15 protein-coding genes are annotated in these 14964 nt (G+C 69.5%); 6 read left to right on the forward strand and 9 right to left on the reverse strand.

Features of this window, described 5'->3' with window-relative positions:
• Positions 1 to 8: 8 nt before the first annotated feature.
• Entirely contained in the window at positions 9 to 1343 is a 1335-nt protein-coding gene (locus FFS15_RS12155) for an MFS transporter (protein WP_249354013.1), read from the forward strand.
• Here the strand turns inward: FFS15_RS12155 and FFS15_RS12160 are convergent.
• From FFS15_RS12160 to FFS15_RS12200, 9 genes are read right to left on the reverse strand one after another with little or no spacing between them, the layout of a single operon-like run.
• Positions 1340 to 1666, reverse strand: coding sequence for a putative quinol monooxygenase (locus tag FFS15_RS12160; protein WP_137845297.1), 327 nt, complete (start codon positions 1664 to 1666; stop codon positions 1340 to 1342). The genes FFS15_RS12155 and FFS15_RS12160 overlap by 4 nt on opposite strands.
• Positions 1663 to 2715 (reverse strand): hypothetical protein, encoded by a 1053-nt coding sequence (locus tag FFS15_RS12165; protein ID WP_137845298.1) that lies wholly within the window; start codon positions 2713 to 2715, stop codon positions 1663 to 1665. The genes FFS15_RS12160 and FFS15_RS12165 overlap by 4 nt, the downstream gene beginning before the upstream one ends.
• Positions 2715 to 3191, reverse strand: coding sequence for a heme-binding protein (locus tag FFS15_RS12170; RefSeq protein WP_137845299.1), 477 nt, complete (start codon positions 3189 to 3191; stop codon positions 2715 to 2717). Before FFS15_RS12170 ends, FFS15_RS12165 begins: the two co-directional genes overlap by 1 nt.
• Positions 3191 to 3973 (reverse strand): alpha/beta hydrolase, encoded by a 783-nt coding sequence (locus tag FFS15_RS12175; protein WP_137845300.1) that lies wholly within the window; start codon positions 3971 to 3973, stop codon positions 3191 to 3193. The genes FFS15_RS12170 and FFS15_RS12175 overlap by 1 nt, the downstream gene beginning before the upstream one ends.
• A complete protein-coding gene (locus FFS15_RS12180) occupies positions 3973 to 4428 on the reverse strand; it encodes a VOC family protein (RefSeq protein ID WP_137845301.1) in 456 nt (151 codons plus the stop codon). Before FFS15_RS12180 ends, FFS15_RS12175 begins: the two co-directional genes overlap by 1 nt.
• A complete protein-coding gene (locus FFS15_RS12185) occupies positions 4425 to 5267 on the reverse strand; it encodes a fumarylacetoacetate hydrolase family protein (protein WP_137845302.1) in 843 nt (280 codons plus the stop codon). Before FFS15_RS12185 ends, FFS15_RS12180 begins: the two co-directional genes overlap by 4 nt.
• A 14-nt stretch (positions 5268 to 5281) precedes the next feature.
• Positions 5282 to 6757 carry an NAD-dependent succinate-semialdehyde dehydrogenase gene (locus FFS15_RS12190; RefSeq protein WP_137845303.1) on the reverse strand — a complete coding sequence of 492 codons (1476 nt, stop codon included), beginning with the start codon at positions 6755 to 6757 and terminating at the stop codon, positions 5282 to 5284.
• Complete coding sequence (locus tag FFS15_RS12195) at positions 6754 to 7692, reverse strand: VOC family protein (RefSeq protein WP_137845304.1); 939 nt, start codon at positions 7690 to 7692, stop codon at positions 6754 to 6756. The genes FFS15_RS12190 and FFS15_RS12195 overlap by 4 nt, the downstream gene beginning before the upstream one ends.
• Before the next feature lie 13 nt (positions 7693 to 7705).
• Entirely contained in the window at positions 7706 to 8248 is a 543-nt protein-coding gene (locus FFS15_RS12200; protein ID WP_171013180.1) for a MarR family transcriptional regulator, read from the reverse strand.
• A 104-nt stretch (positions 8249 to 8352) separates the two neighbouring features.
• Between FFS15_RS12200 and FFS15_RS12205 the strand changes: the two genes are divergently transcribed.
• From FFS15_RS12205 to FFS15_RS12225, 5 genes are all read left to right on the forward strand, one after another.
• Positions 8353 to 9261: a LysR family transcriptional regulator gene (locus FFS15_RS12205; RefSeq protein ID WP_137845306.1), complete on the forward strand. Its 909-nt coding sequence runs from the start codon at positions 8353 to 8355 to the stop codon at positions 9259 to 9261.
• Positions 9262 to 9410: 149 nt separating this feature from the next.
• Positions 9411 to 10934: an ABC transporter substrate-binding protein gene (locus FFS15_RS12210; RefSeq protein WP_137845307.1), complete on the forward strand. Its 1524-nt coding sequence runs from the start codon at positions 9411 to 9413 to the stop codon at positions 10932 to 10934.
• A 40-nt stretch (positions 10935 to 10974) separates the two neighbouring features.
• A complete protein-coding gene (locus tag FFS15_RS12215; protein WP_137845308.1) occupies positions 10975 to 11919 on the forward strand; it encodes an ABC transporter permease in 945 nt (314 codons plus the stop codon).
• Positions 11916 to 13997 carry a dipeptide/oligopeptide/nickel ABC transporter permease/ATP-binding protein gene (locus tag FFS15_RS12220; protein ID WP_137845309.1) on the forward strand — a complete coding sequence of 694 codons (2082 nt, stop codon included), beginning with the start codon at positions 11916 to 11918 and terminating at the stop codon, positions 13995 to 13997. Before FFS15_RS12215 ends, FFS15_RS12220 begins: the two co-directional genes overlap by 4 nt.
• Complete coding sequence (locus tag FFS15_RS12225) at positions 13994 to 14878, forward strand: ATP-binding cassette domain-containing protein (RefSeq protein WP_137845310.1); 885 nt, start codon at positions 13994 to 13996, stop codon at positions 14876 to 14878. The genes FFS15_RS12220 and FFS15_RS12225 overlap by 4 nt, the downstream gene beginning before the upstream one ends.
• The last annotated feature ends 86 nt before the right edge of the window (positions 14879 to 14964 follow it).

Here is a 14964-nt window from a genome sequence, read left to right on the forward strand (position 1 = left end):
TTTCGAAAATGCCCACCAGCACGGCCGACGACACGCGACGGATGCTGTGGCGCTTCGCTCCGATGATCTACGGGCCGACGCTGCTGTTCGGCCTCGCCGAAGGCGCGTTGCTGCCGCTGCTGCCCGTGATCGCGGCGGCGCTCGGCGCCGATGTGGCGCAGGCTGCGCTGATCGTCTCGGTGATCGTCGTGGCGCGGCTCCTCGGAAACCTCCCCGCGGGTTGGCTCGTCGCCCGCATCGGCGAGCGCCGCACGATGGCCATCGCCGGGTGCCTCGCGATCGCCGGCGGAGTCGGCGTACTCCTCGCCCCGAACCTCGGCTCACTCGCGGTCGCGGCGTTCCTGATCGGGCTGTGCGCCTCCGCGTTCGGCCTCGCCCGCCATGCGTTCATGACGACGCGCGTGCCGGTGCGCTACCGCGCGCGGGCGCTGTCGGTGCTCGGCGGGTCGTTCCGCCTCGGGATGTTCGCGGGCCCGTTCGTCGCCGCGGCTCTCCTGGCGATGACGGGCGCGACGGATGCTGCGGTCTGGTTCTTCCTCGCGATGCTGGTCGCCCTCGTGGTGCTCGTGCTGGTGGGTCGCGACCCCGAGGAGCAGCTCGCGGCCGAGGGCCAACTGCCCGCAAACGGGTCGCTGAGCGAGCGCAGCACCGCAAACGGGTCGCTGAGCGAGCGCAGCACCGCAAACGGGTCGCTGAGCGAGCGCAGCGAGACGAAGCGCACCCCCGGCGTCTTCCGCACGATGTGGCACCACCGGGATGTTCTCGCGCGGCTCGGCCTGCCCGCGGCATCCCTTTCGGGTCTTCGCCAGGCGCGCGTCTACCTGCTCCCTCTGTGGGGTGTGTCGCTCGCGCTCGACGCCGAGGCGATCGCGCTGATCGTCGGCCTCACCGGCGCACTCGAGTTCGCACTGTTCTACTCGAGCGGGCAGATCATGGACCGGTGGGGGCGCCTGTGGGCGTGCCTGCCCGCCATGGTGCTGATGGGCGGCGCGTTCGTCGGCCTCGCCTTCACGCACGACCTCGACCACGCGACCGCGTGGTTCGTCGCGGCGGCGGTCGTCGTGGGCATCGGCAACGGGCTGTCGAGCGGCATCCTGATGACGCTCGGCGCCGACGTCGCGCCTCCGGCCGATCCGGCGCCCTTCCTCGGCTCGTGGCGGACGCTGACGGATGCCGGTGCCGCCGCGACCCCGCTCGCCATCGCCGCGATCGCCGCTGTGGCGAGCCTGCCGGTCGCGACGGCCGTGATCGGGCTCGCGGGCCTGGTCGGCGCCGTCGGGTTCGCGGTCTTCGTGCCGCGGTACGTGCCGCGCCCGCGCTTCTCGCCGCCGGGTTTGGACTAGACCGCGACGGCGACCGTCACCTCGGGTGGCGCGGTCATGAGCCCCGCGACCCCGTCGCGCAGCACCTGCACGGCCGCGCCGGTGCTGTGCGCCGCGAGCGCTTCGCGCGACGTCCACCGCTCGACGATGAGGATCGTGCCGTCGTCGGCGAGGTGCGGGTCGTACTGCTCGCACCCCTCCTCGGCGCGGATGCCGTCGACGGCGGCGAGCACCGCGGCGACCGCGGCGTCGACGTGCGCAGGGTCGGGACGGAGGCGGGCGACGACGGTGACGGGGTGCGCTTCGTCTCGCTGGCGCTCGCTCAGCGACCCGGTATCCGTCATGCCTCGTTCCCCCAGATCATCGTGGCGAAGGTCTCGACGAGTTCGAGCTTACGGCGCTGGTCCTCGGCCGTGAGGTTGACCGGCTGGTAGTGCACCGGCTGGAACGGGCGGTGCGGCAGCAGCGCGATCCGATCGTAGTCGTGCACGTCGACGACGCCGTCGATGCGCGCGAGCACCGTGTCGATGTCTTCGAGGTCGGGCACCGTCGCGTCGACGATGCCGATGCCGATCTGCTTCTCGTCGGGCACCAGGCGCGGCAGGTCCTGCGCGACAGCGGCATCGGAGTGGTACGGGAACGTGAACTTGTCGTAGTCCAGCGCGAACAGGCGCTCGGCGCGTGCGACGTCGGGTGCGGCATCCAGGTGCTCGCCCCAGCCGATCGTGAGGGCGACCTTCTGGTCCTCGTCCTTGTCGATCCCCGCGACCACGGCGTCGTCGATCTCGAGCGCCTCCTCGAACGACAGCTCGCCGGCCTCGCGCCCGGCGAGGTGGGCGGCGTAGTCGGGGTTGTCGAGCTGGACGAACTTCACGCCGATCTCGAACAGGTGCTCGATCTCGTCGCGCAGCAGCTCGGCGATGGCGTCGCCGAGGGCCGCGGCCCCCGGGTACGCGCGCACGGCGTCGTCGGAGTAGGTCTGCGCCGCGATGTGCGCCGCGGACGGCAGGTTCACCTTCACCGGAAACCCGGTGTTGTCGAGGAGGAAGGCGGCGGCATCCGCGGCGATGGGCTTGCGCAGCTTCAGCGGACCCTCGACGGTCCACCGCCCGAGGCCCGATGGGGTCATCTGGTCGGGAACACGCACGAAGCCCGCGACGGACTGCAGGATCGGGGCGCGGTAGTCGCCGTTGCGGTACCCGCCGTCGGTCAGCGCCGACAGCGTGAGGTGGCGCTGCTGCGTGATCCACTCGAGGATCGCGGCGTCTTCGATCTCGCGCAGCTCGGCTGCCGACAGCTCGCCGGCGCGCACGGCCGCGCGGCCCCGCTGGATGGTCTCGGGACGGATGCTGTCGCCGTGGTTGTCGATGCGGTACGAGTACAGGTTGGCCATCAGCGGCCCCTTCCGTGCGTGTCGGAGTCGGGAGCTGCAGCGCCCGCCCACTCGGAGAAGTCGGTCTCGTAGCCGAGCTCGGCGATGACCTGCTCGGCGACCAGCTGGTCTTCGCCCGGGGTTCCGCCCGAGACGCCGATGCCGCCGACGAAGTCGCCGGCGACCTTGAGAGTCATGCCGCCGCCGGTGGCGACGATCGGGAAGTTGCCCATGGTGGCGACCTGGCTGAAGAACACCGGATCGGCGTTCGACCAGGGCTTGAGCATGCCGCTCGGCCGCTGCATGACGGCGGAGGTGTACGCCTTCGACAGCGCGATGAGCGGGGTCATCGGTCGCGCGCCGTCGAAGCGGCGGATGCTGACGATGAAGCCGCCCGAGTCGACGACCGCGATCGAGAGACCTTTGCCGATGCGGAGGGCTTCGCGCTCGGCGATCGCCATGATCCTCTCGGCGTCACCCTGCAGGACGTTGGGCATCAGGCCACCGCCTTCTCGCGAGCCAGCGCATCGGTGAGCTTCGCCACCGCGGCGTTGAACAGGTCGGGCCGCTCCCAGTACATCGAGTGCGGTGCGTCGGGGACGATCTCCAGCAGCGACCCGTCGACGAGCTCGTGGGCGCGCGTCACGGTCGCGGGGCGGATGACGGCATCCTTCTCGCCCGCGAGGAACGCGACCCGCACGCCGGAAGCCGCGACGTCGGCAATGGTGGGGCCGTCGGTCGTGAGGTTTCGGAGGTCTTGCATCCGCGCGGTGTTGAAGGTGCCCATCTGCGTGAACAGGAACGTCTTCGCCTCCTCCTCCTCACGGAACCGCGTCGTGAGGAGCCGGTCGATCACGGGCAGCTTCTCTGCCTCGGCGCGATCGGCGCGCACCAGCGGCGTCACCTCGGGGGCATCGATGCCGCCGAGGGAGTGCGCCAGGATCACGCCGCGCACCCGCTCGGGTACGCGCAGCGCGGCTTTCAGCGCGGCAGCCGCACCGATCGACTGACCGACGAGCACGGCATCGGTCAGGTCTGCGTCCTCAAGCACCGCGACGATGTCGCCCGGGAAACTGAGGCTGTCGTACGTGTCGTCGGGATCGGACTTGCCGAAGCCGCGGAGGTCGAGCGTCACGACGGCGTGGGAGCCGCGGAGCGCCACGACCTGCTGCCACCACGCGGCGTGGTGGCCGCCCGAGCCGTGGACGAAGACGATCGGCGATCCGGCGCCGTGCACCTCGTAATAGATGCGCGTGCCGGCGTTGTCGACGACGGGCATCAGGCGGGACGCTTTCCGTGGAAGACGAGCTCGATCATGGTGTGGTCGGGGTCGTGGATGTAGCAGAACTTCGACTGGTTCTCGGGCCGCTCGACCGTGCGCGTATGACGGATGCCGAGGCTGTCGAGGTGACCGAGGAAGCCGTCCCAGTCCTCGACCTCCATGGCGAAGTGGTACGGCGCCATTCGGTCCATCTCCTCCACCGGCGTGAAGTGCAGGTCGAAGCGGCCCTTGGTCATGAGCACGACGCGCGTGTTGCTCTTGGGCATGACGCGCTTGAGCCCGAAGACCTTCGTGTACCACTCGACGGTGCGGTCGATGTTGGTCGTCGGGAAGTTGACGTGATGGATGTACTTCGGCTCGATGCTGCGGCCTTCGGCGTCGACCTTCGGCTCGGGCAGGCTGAAGCCTCCGCCCGCGGGCGCGGCACCCGGAGTGGTTTCGGTGATGCTCATCGCATCGTCCTTTCGTCGTGGTCGTCGGCGGCCTCGCCGACGACGCGATTGGTGAGTGTTCCGATTCCGGAGATTTCGATGTCGATGACATCGCCCACTGCCATGGGGGTATTGCCGTCCGCGCCCATCCACAGCACGTCGCCGGGGTGGACGGTGATGTACTTCGTCATCTCGACGAGGAAGTCGTACGGGTCGAAGATCATGTCGCCGGTGGCGAAGGTGGCGTCGACGGCACCGTTGCGACGCACCGTCGTCGTCGCGGCGAGGGGGTCGGCATCCGTCTCGATCCACGGCCCCATCGGCTTGAACGTGTCGGCGTTCTTCGCGCGGTAGAAGGTGCGGTCGGCTTGCTGCCACTCGCGTGCGCTCACGTCGTTGCCGATCGTCCAGCCGAAGACCGCCGCCTTCGCCTCGTCGCGCGTCGCGCGTCGGAGCGTGCGGCCGATCACGGCGACCACCTCGGCCTCGGTCTCGAAACGGCCCTCGACACCTGTGGGCTTGACGATGTCGGCGCCATGCCCGACGAGCGCGCTCTGCGCGCGATAGCCCACCTCGGGGCGCGGGCCGACCTTCACCGGGTCGTAGCCGAGGGCTGCGTGGTGGCGGTTGTGCGCCTTGTAGTTGAAGCCCGCGGCGTAGAAGGTGCCCGGCATGACGGGCGGCAGGAGGGTGACGGAGGAGAGGGGATGCCGCGCCCCCCGCTCGTGCGGAGCCCACGGCGCGGCCGAGATCTCGACGACCTCGTCGCCGTCGACGGCCGCGAAGAACTCGCGCGCTTCGTCTCGTCGCTGCGCTCCTCGCTCAGCGACCGGGTTCAGCCGCGCCCGCACGTACCGCATCCGTCTCTTCCGGCTCAGCGCAGCTTGTGGCTGACGCGCTTGGTGATGAGGTAGGCCTGCACGCCCTCGGGACCCGACTCGCGACCGAGCCCGCTCTCCTTCACGCCGCCCGACGGGGCCTCGGTGACCGAGCCGCCGCAGTGGTTGATCGAGAGGATGCCGGCCTCGAACCCGCGGGCGAGGATGTCGGCGGTGGACGCCGACTCGGTGAAGCCGTAGGCGGCGAGGCCGAACGGCAGTGCATTGGCGACCGCGATCGCCTCGTCGAGGTCGTTGAAGGTCGTGATCGGTGCGATCGGGCCGAAGGGCTCTTCGTGCATGACCTCGGCGTCCAGCGGAACGTTCGTCAGGATCGTCGGCGCGTAGAAGGTGCCCTTCTCGCCGATCCGGTGGCCGCCGAACGCGAGGGTCGCGCCGTGTGCCACGGCATCGGCCACCAGGTGCTCGGTGGCCTCGACACGCTTCTCGTTGATGAGCGGGCCGAGGGTCACCGTGTCGTCGAGCGGATCGCCGACGACGAGGGCCTCGGCGCACCGCACCATCTCGGCGGTGAACTCCGCCGCGATCGACTCGTGCACGAAGAAGCGGCTGGGCGACGTGCAGACCTGCCCGGCATTGGCCCACTTCGCAGCCGAAGCGCGGCGCGCGGCCTGGACGGGATCGGCATCGGCCGCGACGATGACGGGAGCGTGACCGCCGAGCTCCATGATCGTGGGCTTCATGAGGGCGCCGGCGCGGGCGTTGAGCTCTTTGCCGACCGGCACCGAGCCCGTGAACGCGATGAGGCGCGTGATCGGCGAGTCGATGAGGTGCTCGGCCGTCTCGGCGCCGCGCCCGAAGACCAGGTTGAGGACGCCCTTCGGGAGGCCTGCGTCGTGGAAGACCTCGGCGAGCGCGCAGACCGTGGCCGGCACCTCTTGCGACGCCTTGATCACGAGCGTGCAGCCCGCGGCGATCGCGGCCGACATCTTGCGCATGGGGGATCCGGCGGGGAAGTTCCACGGCACGATCGCGCCGACGACGCCGACCGGCTCGTAGCGGACGGTGAGCGACGTGTCGACATCGGTCGGGATGATCCGGCCGTACAGTCGCCGCGTCTCCTGGGCGCACCACTCGAGCGTTCCCGAGACGCGCATCACCTCGGTCGTGGCGTCCTTCAGGGGCTTCCCCTGCTCGACCGCCATGAGCCGGCCGATCTCAGGTGCCCGCTCGCGCAGCAGCGTGACGGCCTTCATGAGGATGCGGCTCTTCTCGAAGGCAGAGGTGTCGCGCCAGAGCGGGAAGGCGCGGGCGGCCGCGGCGAGCGCATCGTCGAGATCGGCCGCCTCGGCCCGCGCGACCTGGCCGATCACCTCGCCGGTCGCGGGGTTCCGCACGTCGAACGATCGGCCTGCGGCGCCCTCGCGCCATGCGCCGTCGATGTAGAGGCCGAGCCGCGCGCCGGCGTAGATCTCGGCAGCGCGCGACGGAGATTCGGTGATGATCGTCATGCCAGTGCCGTTCCTTCGGAAGTGTTCGGGGCGGGGGTGTCGCGGTTGGTCTCGAGCACCCAGATGTGGTGCGGCGGGGTCTCGTCGTGAACGCGCGTCGGGTACGAGTCGTCGACGCGGTCCATGTCGGCGGCGTATTCGACGCGGCCGCCGGCGGGATTGTGGATGAAGCGGAAGACGTTCGAGCCGACCGTGTGACGGCCGAGGCGGCGCGCTTCGCGCCAGCCCTTCTGGATCATGTGGTTGCCGCCCTCGATGACATCGTCGAACCCCGACACCTCGTAGGAGGTGTGGTTCGTGCCGGCGCGATCGGGGCGGTGGCACAGCAGGAAGTTGTGCTGGTCGTCGTCGCCCTCGATCTGCATGAAGACGCCCATGGGCTTGACGATGTCGATCGCCCGGAAGTTCAGGCGATCGGCGTAGAAGCGCATCGCCGCTTCCCATCCTTCTTTGGGGATGTTGAGCGCGACGTGGCAGATGCGGATCGGACGGATGTCGGCGATCGGCGCGTGGGGGCTGTTCCATCGCTCGATGCGGCCCCGGCTGTTGTACCGGCGGGGGTCGTAGTCGAGGTGCTCGGGCGCGGTCACGGCGAGCCCGAGCCCGAAGCCGGTCTCGTCGTAGGTGTGGACGATCCCGTCGCCGTCGACGGTCACCGCGCGGTCGGTCGCAAGGCGCTGGACCAGAGCATCGAGGGCCCCCTGCGAGTCGACGCCCCAGACGACCTCGCGGATGCCGGGGGTCTCCTCGACGGATGCCGGGAGCGAGGGGTCGTCGATGTGCTTGAGCACGAGGGTCTGGCCGACCTGGGTCGTGAAGACGACGCGACCCGCCTCTTCGCTGCGGAGCGTCAGGCCGAAGTCGGCGAAGAACCGCGTGCACTCATCGAGATCGGCGACCCCGTAGGTGACGGACTCGATGCGTTCGATGGACATGGACGACGGCCTCTCAGATCTGACCCGACGAGTCTTCGCCGTCGTCCGCATCGGAAGGAGTAGCCGACAGGAAGCCTTTCGTTGCGCGATCTGCACTGCGGTCCGCGCTCAGCCGGTCACGCAGGCCCTCGAGCGCGTCAGCGACGACGGCCAGGGTCGACGCATCGCCGACGGCCGGTTGCACGGTCCACGCGCTTTCGAGGAGTCCTGCCCACGAGTCGGTGAGCTTGCTGATCGTGTCGTCCGAGAGTCGCGTCGCCGAGATGCGGATGGCGCGGCCGTCCTGCTCGTCGCGCAGCGACGTGAGGTAGCCCCGCGCGCGGAGCTCTCGCAGCGCGGTCGAGACGTTGGTGCGCTGGAGCCCCGCGCCGTCGGCGATGTCGGAGGCGGAACAGCCGGGGTGACGGTGCACGTAGCGCATCACCTGGCCCTGCGTCGGCGTCAGCGGGACGACCGGCGTGTGCTCCGCGGCGCGGAGCTGGATCTCGCGGGCGATGTCGATGATCACCTCGGCGAGCGCGGTGAACGCGGGGTCCGTTCGGTCGGCGGCATCCATGGGGCCTCCTCGCCTCATTTTGATTATTGAATCATAATTATTTTGTCGTACAGTTGCATGCACGTCCTGCAACATGCACGACCAGTTCTGCAAGGAGGATCATCGTGGATCGCCTCATCGTCATGAAGACGTTCGTCACCGTCGCGAAGTCGTCGAGCTTCAGCGCGGCCGCGCGCGAACTCGCCATCTCGGGCTCGCTCGTCTCGCGTCATGTCGCCGACCTCGAGCGCCAGGTCGGCGTCCGGCTCGTCAATCGCACGGCGCGGTCGGTGAGCCTCACCGACGCCGGCACCCGCTACGCGGAGTTCGCGCAGCGCATCCTGTCGGAGATCGAGGACGAGGACGGCGCCCTGTCGGAGTCGCGCGACCGACCCGAGGGCACCCTGTCGGTCATCTGCCCGAAGTGGATCGGCACCCTCGATCTCGGCGACGCCATCGCCGCCTTCGTGCGCAAGCACCCCCGCATCACGATGCGGTTCGAGCTCGGCGGGATGTCCGACCGCAACTACGACTTCCTCGACCGCGGGTACGACGTCGCCTTCCACACGAGAGACCTGCGCGACTCGAACGTCCTCGTGCGGCGGGTATCGGAGCTCCCCTTCGCCCTGGTCGCCTCGGCAGACTACGTCCGGCGCCACGGTTCGCCGGCGACGGCCGCAGACCTCGCCGAGCATCAGTGCATCCTGCATCCGAACGATCCCGTCTGGCGGCTGGGGGCCGGCGCCGAGACGATCCACTACAAGGTGCAGAACCCGGCCGTGGTGGCGAACTCGTACCTCGTCATCGAGAAGCTCGTCGAGCAGAGCACCGGCATCGCGCTCATCCCGCGGCGACCGGCCGAGGCGAGGCTCGCCGCGGGCGACCTGGTCGAGGTGCTGCCGCAGCACCAGCCGCCCGCGCGGGCGCTGTACGCGGTGCACGGACCCGGCGGGCGCACCCCCGAGCGCGTGCGGATCTTCCTCGATTTCATGACCGCATGGTTCCGCGCGCGCACGGCTGCTCAGGCCGCGTGAGGATCCCGCTCATCGTGCACGGTTATGTTGCGTCTCGGGGCACTGTGCCCGATCGATCACGCGGGTAGCTTCATGCAGACACAGCCGCCCCGACCCGCGGGGCACACCGGCACCACCCACTCGGCTGTCCGCGCAAGGAGGCGCTCCCCATGAAGTCAGCGATGAAGAAGGCCGCCATTCCCTTGGCGGTCGCCGCCCTGGTGCTCACCGGATGCACCCCGAGCGGAGAGGAAGCCCCGTCGGAATCGGCGGCACCCGAAGCGTCCGGGACACTGCGCCTGAACTTCGGCGCGTTCCCCGAGACCTGGGCCCCCGGCTACGAGTTCGAAGGCGGGCCGATGCGCATCGTCTACGAGACCCTCGTCAGCCGCGACGACGCCGGCGAGCTCGCGCCCGGCCTCGCCGAGTCGTGGGAGCTGAGCGAGGACTCGACCTCGCTCACCCTCGCGCTCCGCGAAGGCGTCACCTTCCACGACGGCACCGACTTCAACGCCGAAGCCGTCAAGGTGAACCTCGAGACGGTCAAGGGCACGCCCGGACCTTTCGCCGGCTCGCTGCAGGCGATCGAGTCGATCGAGACGCCCGATGACTACACCGTCGTGCTCAACTTCTCCGAGCCGACGCCCTCGATGCCGACGACGCTCTCGACCCGCGTCGCCCCGATCGCCAGCCCCGCAGCCATCGAAGACGGCTCGATCGCGACGAGCCCGATCGGCACGTCGCCGTGGGCCTATGACGAGGCGGGCTCGACGACCGGAACGGTCATGAGCTTCACCGAGTACGAGGACTACTGGGGCGATGCCCCGGGCTTCGCCAACGTCGAGCTGTACGCGATCCCCGAGGACGAGGCTGCCGCTGCGGCACTCGTCAACGGCGAGATCGACATCACCGACACCGAAGAGACCGTGCTCGCCCGCTTCGACGGCACGACGGTCGAGTCGTTCGACTACCCCGCGATCCGCAACAACGTGATCTTCTTCGACCGGGGCCCCGGCGGTCTGTTCGAAGACGTGAAGGTGCGCCAGGCGGTCTGCTTGGCGATCAACGTGCCCGAGATGGTCTCGGTCGAAGGCGGCGAGGCAGCCACGCAGCACTTCCTCGAGGGGACGCTCGGCTACAACGCCGACATCGACGGCTACCCGACCGATCTCGATGCGGCGAACGAGCTGTGGGCCGAGGCGGGAAGCCCTGAGATCGCGGGCGAGATGATCGCCGCGCCGTTCACCGCGACGCAGTCGACGATCTACATGGACCAGGCCTCGCAGCTGCCGGGCTTCGCGATCGCGGTGACCACGGTTCCGCCGCCGGAGTGGTTCCAGGGCTGGAACAGCGGCCGGTACCCGATCGGCCTCGGCTCGAACGATGAGCTGACCCCCTTCGAGTGGTACAAGGCGTGGTTCGCCGCCGGCGCCGGCGGCAACGCCTCGGGTGTCGAGAGCGACGAGCTGAAGGAGGCCGCCGACGCGGCGATCGCCGCCGGTGACTCGGACGAGGCCACTGAACTGTGGGCAGAGGTGACGAAGATCATCGCCGACGAGGCGCTGACCTGTGCACACGCCCGCGGCGTGGAGATCATCGCGTACAACACCGACACCGTGCAGAACGTCGAAGCGCCGAACTACCCGTTCGAGGCGAACAACATCGACCTGCGCGAGATCCAGCCCGCAGGATAGTAGTGACGACATTGCGGTACACGGCGAGGCGGGAGGACTGATGGCCAAGCTCATCGCCTTCCGCCTCGCCCTCGCCATCCCCCAGCTTCTCCTGGTCGCGCTGCTGGTCTTCTCGATGACGTACCTCGTCCCGGGAAGCCCGGCGGCCGCGATCCTCGGATCGGCCGCGAATCCCGAGCGCATCGCCGAGCTCGAGGCCCAGCTGGGTCTCGATCAGCCGTTCTTCGAGCGACTCGTGGCCTGGTTCGCCGCCGCCTTCCAGGGCGACCTCGGCACGTCGTACGCGACGGGCCGCTCGGTCACCGAACTCCTCATGGAGCGGCTTCCCGCCACCCTGTCACTCGTCGCCGGCGGGCTCGTCGTCGCGATCATCCTCGGGCTCGTGCTCGGCCTCCTCGGCGGCACCCGCCCCGGATCCACCACCGACCGCGTCAGCACCACCATCACCGCGATAACCGTGGCCGTTCCCGAGTTCTGGCTCGGCATCGTGCTGCTGCTCGTCTTCTCGGTGCAGCTCGGATGGGTGCCGGTGATCGCCTACGTGCCGTTCTCGGTCGATCCGGCCCGCTGGCTGCAGGGCCTCATCCTGCCGGCGATCGCGCTGGGTGTGGGCTCGGCCGCTCTCATCGCGCGGTCGATGCGCACGTCGATGGCCGAGACGCTGTCTGCCCGCTGGGTCGACACCCTCACGGCGACCGGCATGCCTCGCAGTCGCGTCATCTTCGGCTACGGGATGAAGAACGCGCTCGTGCCGGTGCTCGCCTCGACAGGCCTCACCGTCAGCATCCTGATCGGCGCCAGCTTCGTCGTCGGCCAGGTCTTCGCGTTCCCCGATATCGGCGGCATCCTCATCCGCGCGACGATCGGAAAGGACTTCCCGATCGTTCAGGGAGGCGTGCTCATCATCGCGACCATCGTGATCATCGTGAACCTCGTCGTCGACATCGGCTACGGCCTGCTCAACCCGAAAGCGCGCCCCGAATGACCGACACCTACACCATCAACATCACCAAGACCCGGCGGCGCCAGGGCGAGAAGAGCCCCTCGGGACTGCAGCGCATCGTGGGGCGTGTGCGGCGTCAGCCGATGACACTCATCGCCCTCGGATTCATCCTGGTCCTGGCCGTCCTCGCGATCTTCGCGCCGATCATCGCGCCGTACGACCCGAACGAGGCGCACTACGCGAACCTGCTCGAGGGCCCGTCGCCGCAGTTCTGGCTCGGCACCGACGACATCGGCCAGGACTACCTGAGCCGCCTGATCTACGGCGCGCGCGTCGCGCTCGTGGTCGCCCTCGGCTCGGTCCTCATCGCCATGGTGCTCGGCGTGCCGATCGGCCTGCTCCTGGGCTTCCGCGGCGGCTGGACCGACCGCATCGGCTCGCGCCTGGTCGACGTGGCCCAGGCACTCCCGGGGCTGCTCGTCGCGATCGCGGTGATCGCGATCCTGGGCAGGAACCTGTGGACGCTGATGTTCGCGATCGGCCTCATCTTCACGATGGCATTCGCCCGTCTCACGCGGGCCGTCACGCTCACCGAGCGTCACAAGCTCTACGTCGAGTCCGCGCAGGTCTCGGGCCTGCGCGGCTCGCAGATCGTGTTCACACAGGTGCTGCCCAATCTCATCGGACCCGTGATCATCCAGGCCGCCGTGTTCTTCGGCTCGGCGATCATGATCGAGTCCGGGCTCAGCTTCCTCGGGCTCGGCCTCGATCGCGACACCCCGACATGGGGCGGGATGCTGAGCATGGCCGTCGCGCATCAGGCGCAGCAGCCGTTCCTGGTGTGGCCTCCCGGCATCGCGATCATGCTCACGGTGCTCGCGTTCAACATCTTCGGCGACGGCCTCAACGACGCGCTCACCGGTGGCATCCGCCGGTCGCCGCGGAAGCGCCTGACCTCGAGCGCCCTCCCGTCGATGAGCAACGCGCCCACCGCTTCGGCAGCGGTGCTGCCGGGCAGCGACACCGCCCTCGGCGCGATGAGCGCCGATGACTCGGCCCCCGATGCGCCGAGCCCGTTCCCCGCCGAGACCGGGACCCGCATCCCGGTGGTCGTCGCCGCAGACGAGCCGGCAGCACCGGTGAAGGACGCGATCCTCGCGGTTCGCGAGCTCACCGTCGAACTCGAGCGCCCCGAGGGCGACATCGTGCCCCTTGTCGCGAACGTTCAGCTGTCGATCGCGCGCGGCGAGATCGTCGGCCTGCTCGGCGAGTCCGGCTCGGGCAAGTCGATGTTCGCGAAGGCGGTCATGGGTCTCCTGCCGCCGCGCACGCGCCTCGCGTCGGGATCGATCGTCTTCGACGGCACGCAGCTCGCCTTCGAGTCGCAGCACGTGCTTCGGACCGTCCGGGGCGCCGGCATCGGCGTCGTCTTCCAGGATCCGCTCTCGGCCCTCTCGCCGGTGCATACGGTCGGCAAGCAGCTCATCGAGCCGCTGCAGCAGCACAAGGGCATGTCGAAGTCGCAGGCCCGCAATCGTGCGGTCGAACTCCTCGATCGCGTCGGCGTGAACGACCCGCGCCGGCGCCTCGACGACTACCCGCACCAGTTCTCGGGCGGCATGGCTCAGCGCGTGGCGATCGCGATGGCGCTGGCCGCCGACCCGAAGCTGCTGATCGCGGACGAGGCGACCTCGGCGCTCGACGTCACGACGCAGAGCCAGGTGCTCGATCTCATCCTCGACCTGCGCGAAGAGTACGACATGGCCGTGCTCATGATCACGCACGACCTCGGCGTCGTCGCCGAGACCTGCGACCGGGCGGCGGTCATGTACGCGGGGCAGATCGTCGAGGTGGGCGAGGTGGCGACGATCTTCGATGCGCCGCGGCATCCGTACACCTCGGCCCTTCTCCGGGCGAACCCCTCGGGCGACGCGCACGTGGACCGTCTTCCGACGATCGCCGGCCGCGTCCCGCTCGCCGGCGAGTGGCCCGGGGGCTGTCACTTCGCGAACCGCTGCGCCTTCGCCACCCCGGAGTGCAGCGCCGCGCCCGTCGCCCTCGTCGACGATGTGCGCTGCATCCGCGCCGACGAACTCACCCTCTCGGAGGCCGCACGATGACCGCGACAGAGACGCCGACCGACACGCGCACTCCGCTTCTTCAGGTGCGCGGACTCGCGGTCGAGTACGAGGCCGGCGGCGGCCTCCCCTGGCGTCGACACAAGGCTCGGGCGATCCAGGACGTGAGCTTCGACGTCTTCCCCGGCGAGACACTGGGCCTCGTCGGCGAATCCGGCTCGGGCAAGAGCACGACGGGCCGCGCGATCCTGCGGCTGGCCGAAACCGCCGCCGGATCGATCGTGTTCGACGGCACCGACGTCACCGCGATGGGGCGCACCACGCCGCTGTCGTATCGGCGCGACGTGCAGGCGATCTTCCAGGATCCGAACTCGTCGCTGAATCCGCGCCACGTCGTCGCGCGCTCGCTCGACGACGCCCTCCATCGCCACGGCGTGACGGATGCCGCGGAGCGCCGCATCCGCTCGATCGAAGCCTTCGAGCAGGTGGGCCTGTCGAAGGACCACATGAACCGCTTCCCGAGCGAGCTCTCGGGCGGCCAGCAGCAGCGCGTCGCGATCGCGCGGGCGCTCGTTTTGAACCCGCGCCTCGTCGTCTGCGACGAGGCGGTGAGCGCGCTCGACCTGTCGACGCAGGGGCAGATCATCAATCTGCTCGCCGATCTGCAGGAGCGCACCGGGGTGAGCTACCTCTTCATCGCCCACGACCTCGGGATCGTCCGGCATCTGTCCGACCGGATCGCCGTGATGCAGAAGGGCCACCTCGTAGAGATCGGCGAGGCGGAGGACGTCTTCCGGCATCCCCAGCATCCGTACACCCGCAAGCTCCTCGCTGCGAGCCCGGCCTCGCACCCCGAGGGTCGCGAGGAGCGTCGCGCGAATCGTCAGCGCTTCCGGATGGATCAGCGCATCGCGGCCTCTTGAACCGGCCGCAGACGCGAGAACGCCCCGCTCCCTCGTTCGAGGAGCGGGGCGTTCTTCGTGGTGTCAGTCGGTCTCGGCTCCCTGGC

Origin of the sequence: Microbacterium sp. 2FI (assembly GCF_005502885.1) — a bacterium.
Taxonomy (GTDB): domain Bacteria; phylum Actinomycetota; class Actinomycetes; order Actinomycetales; family Microbacteriaceae; genus Microbacterium.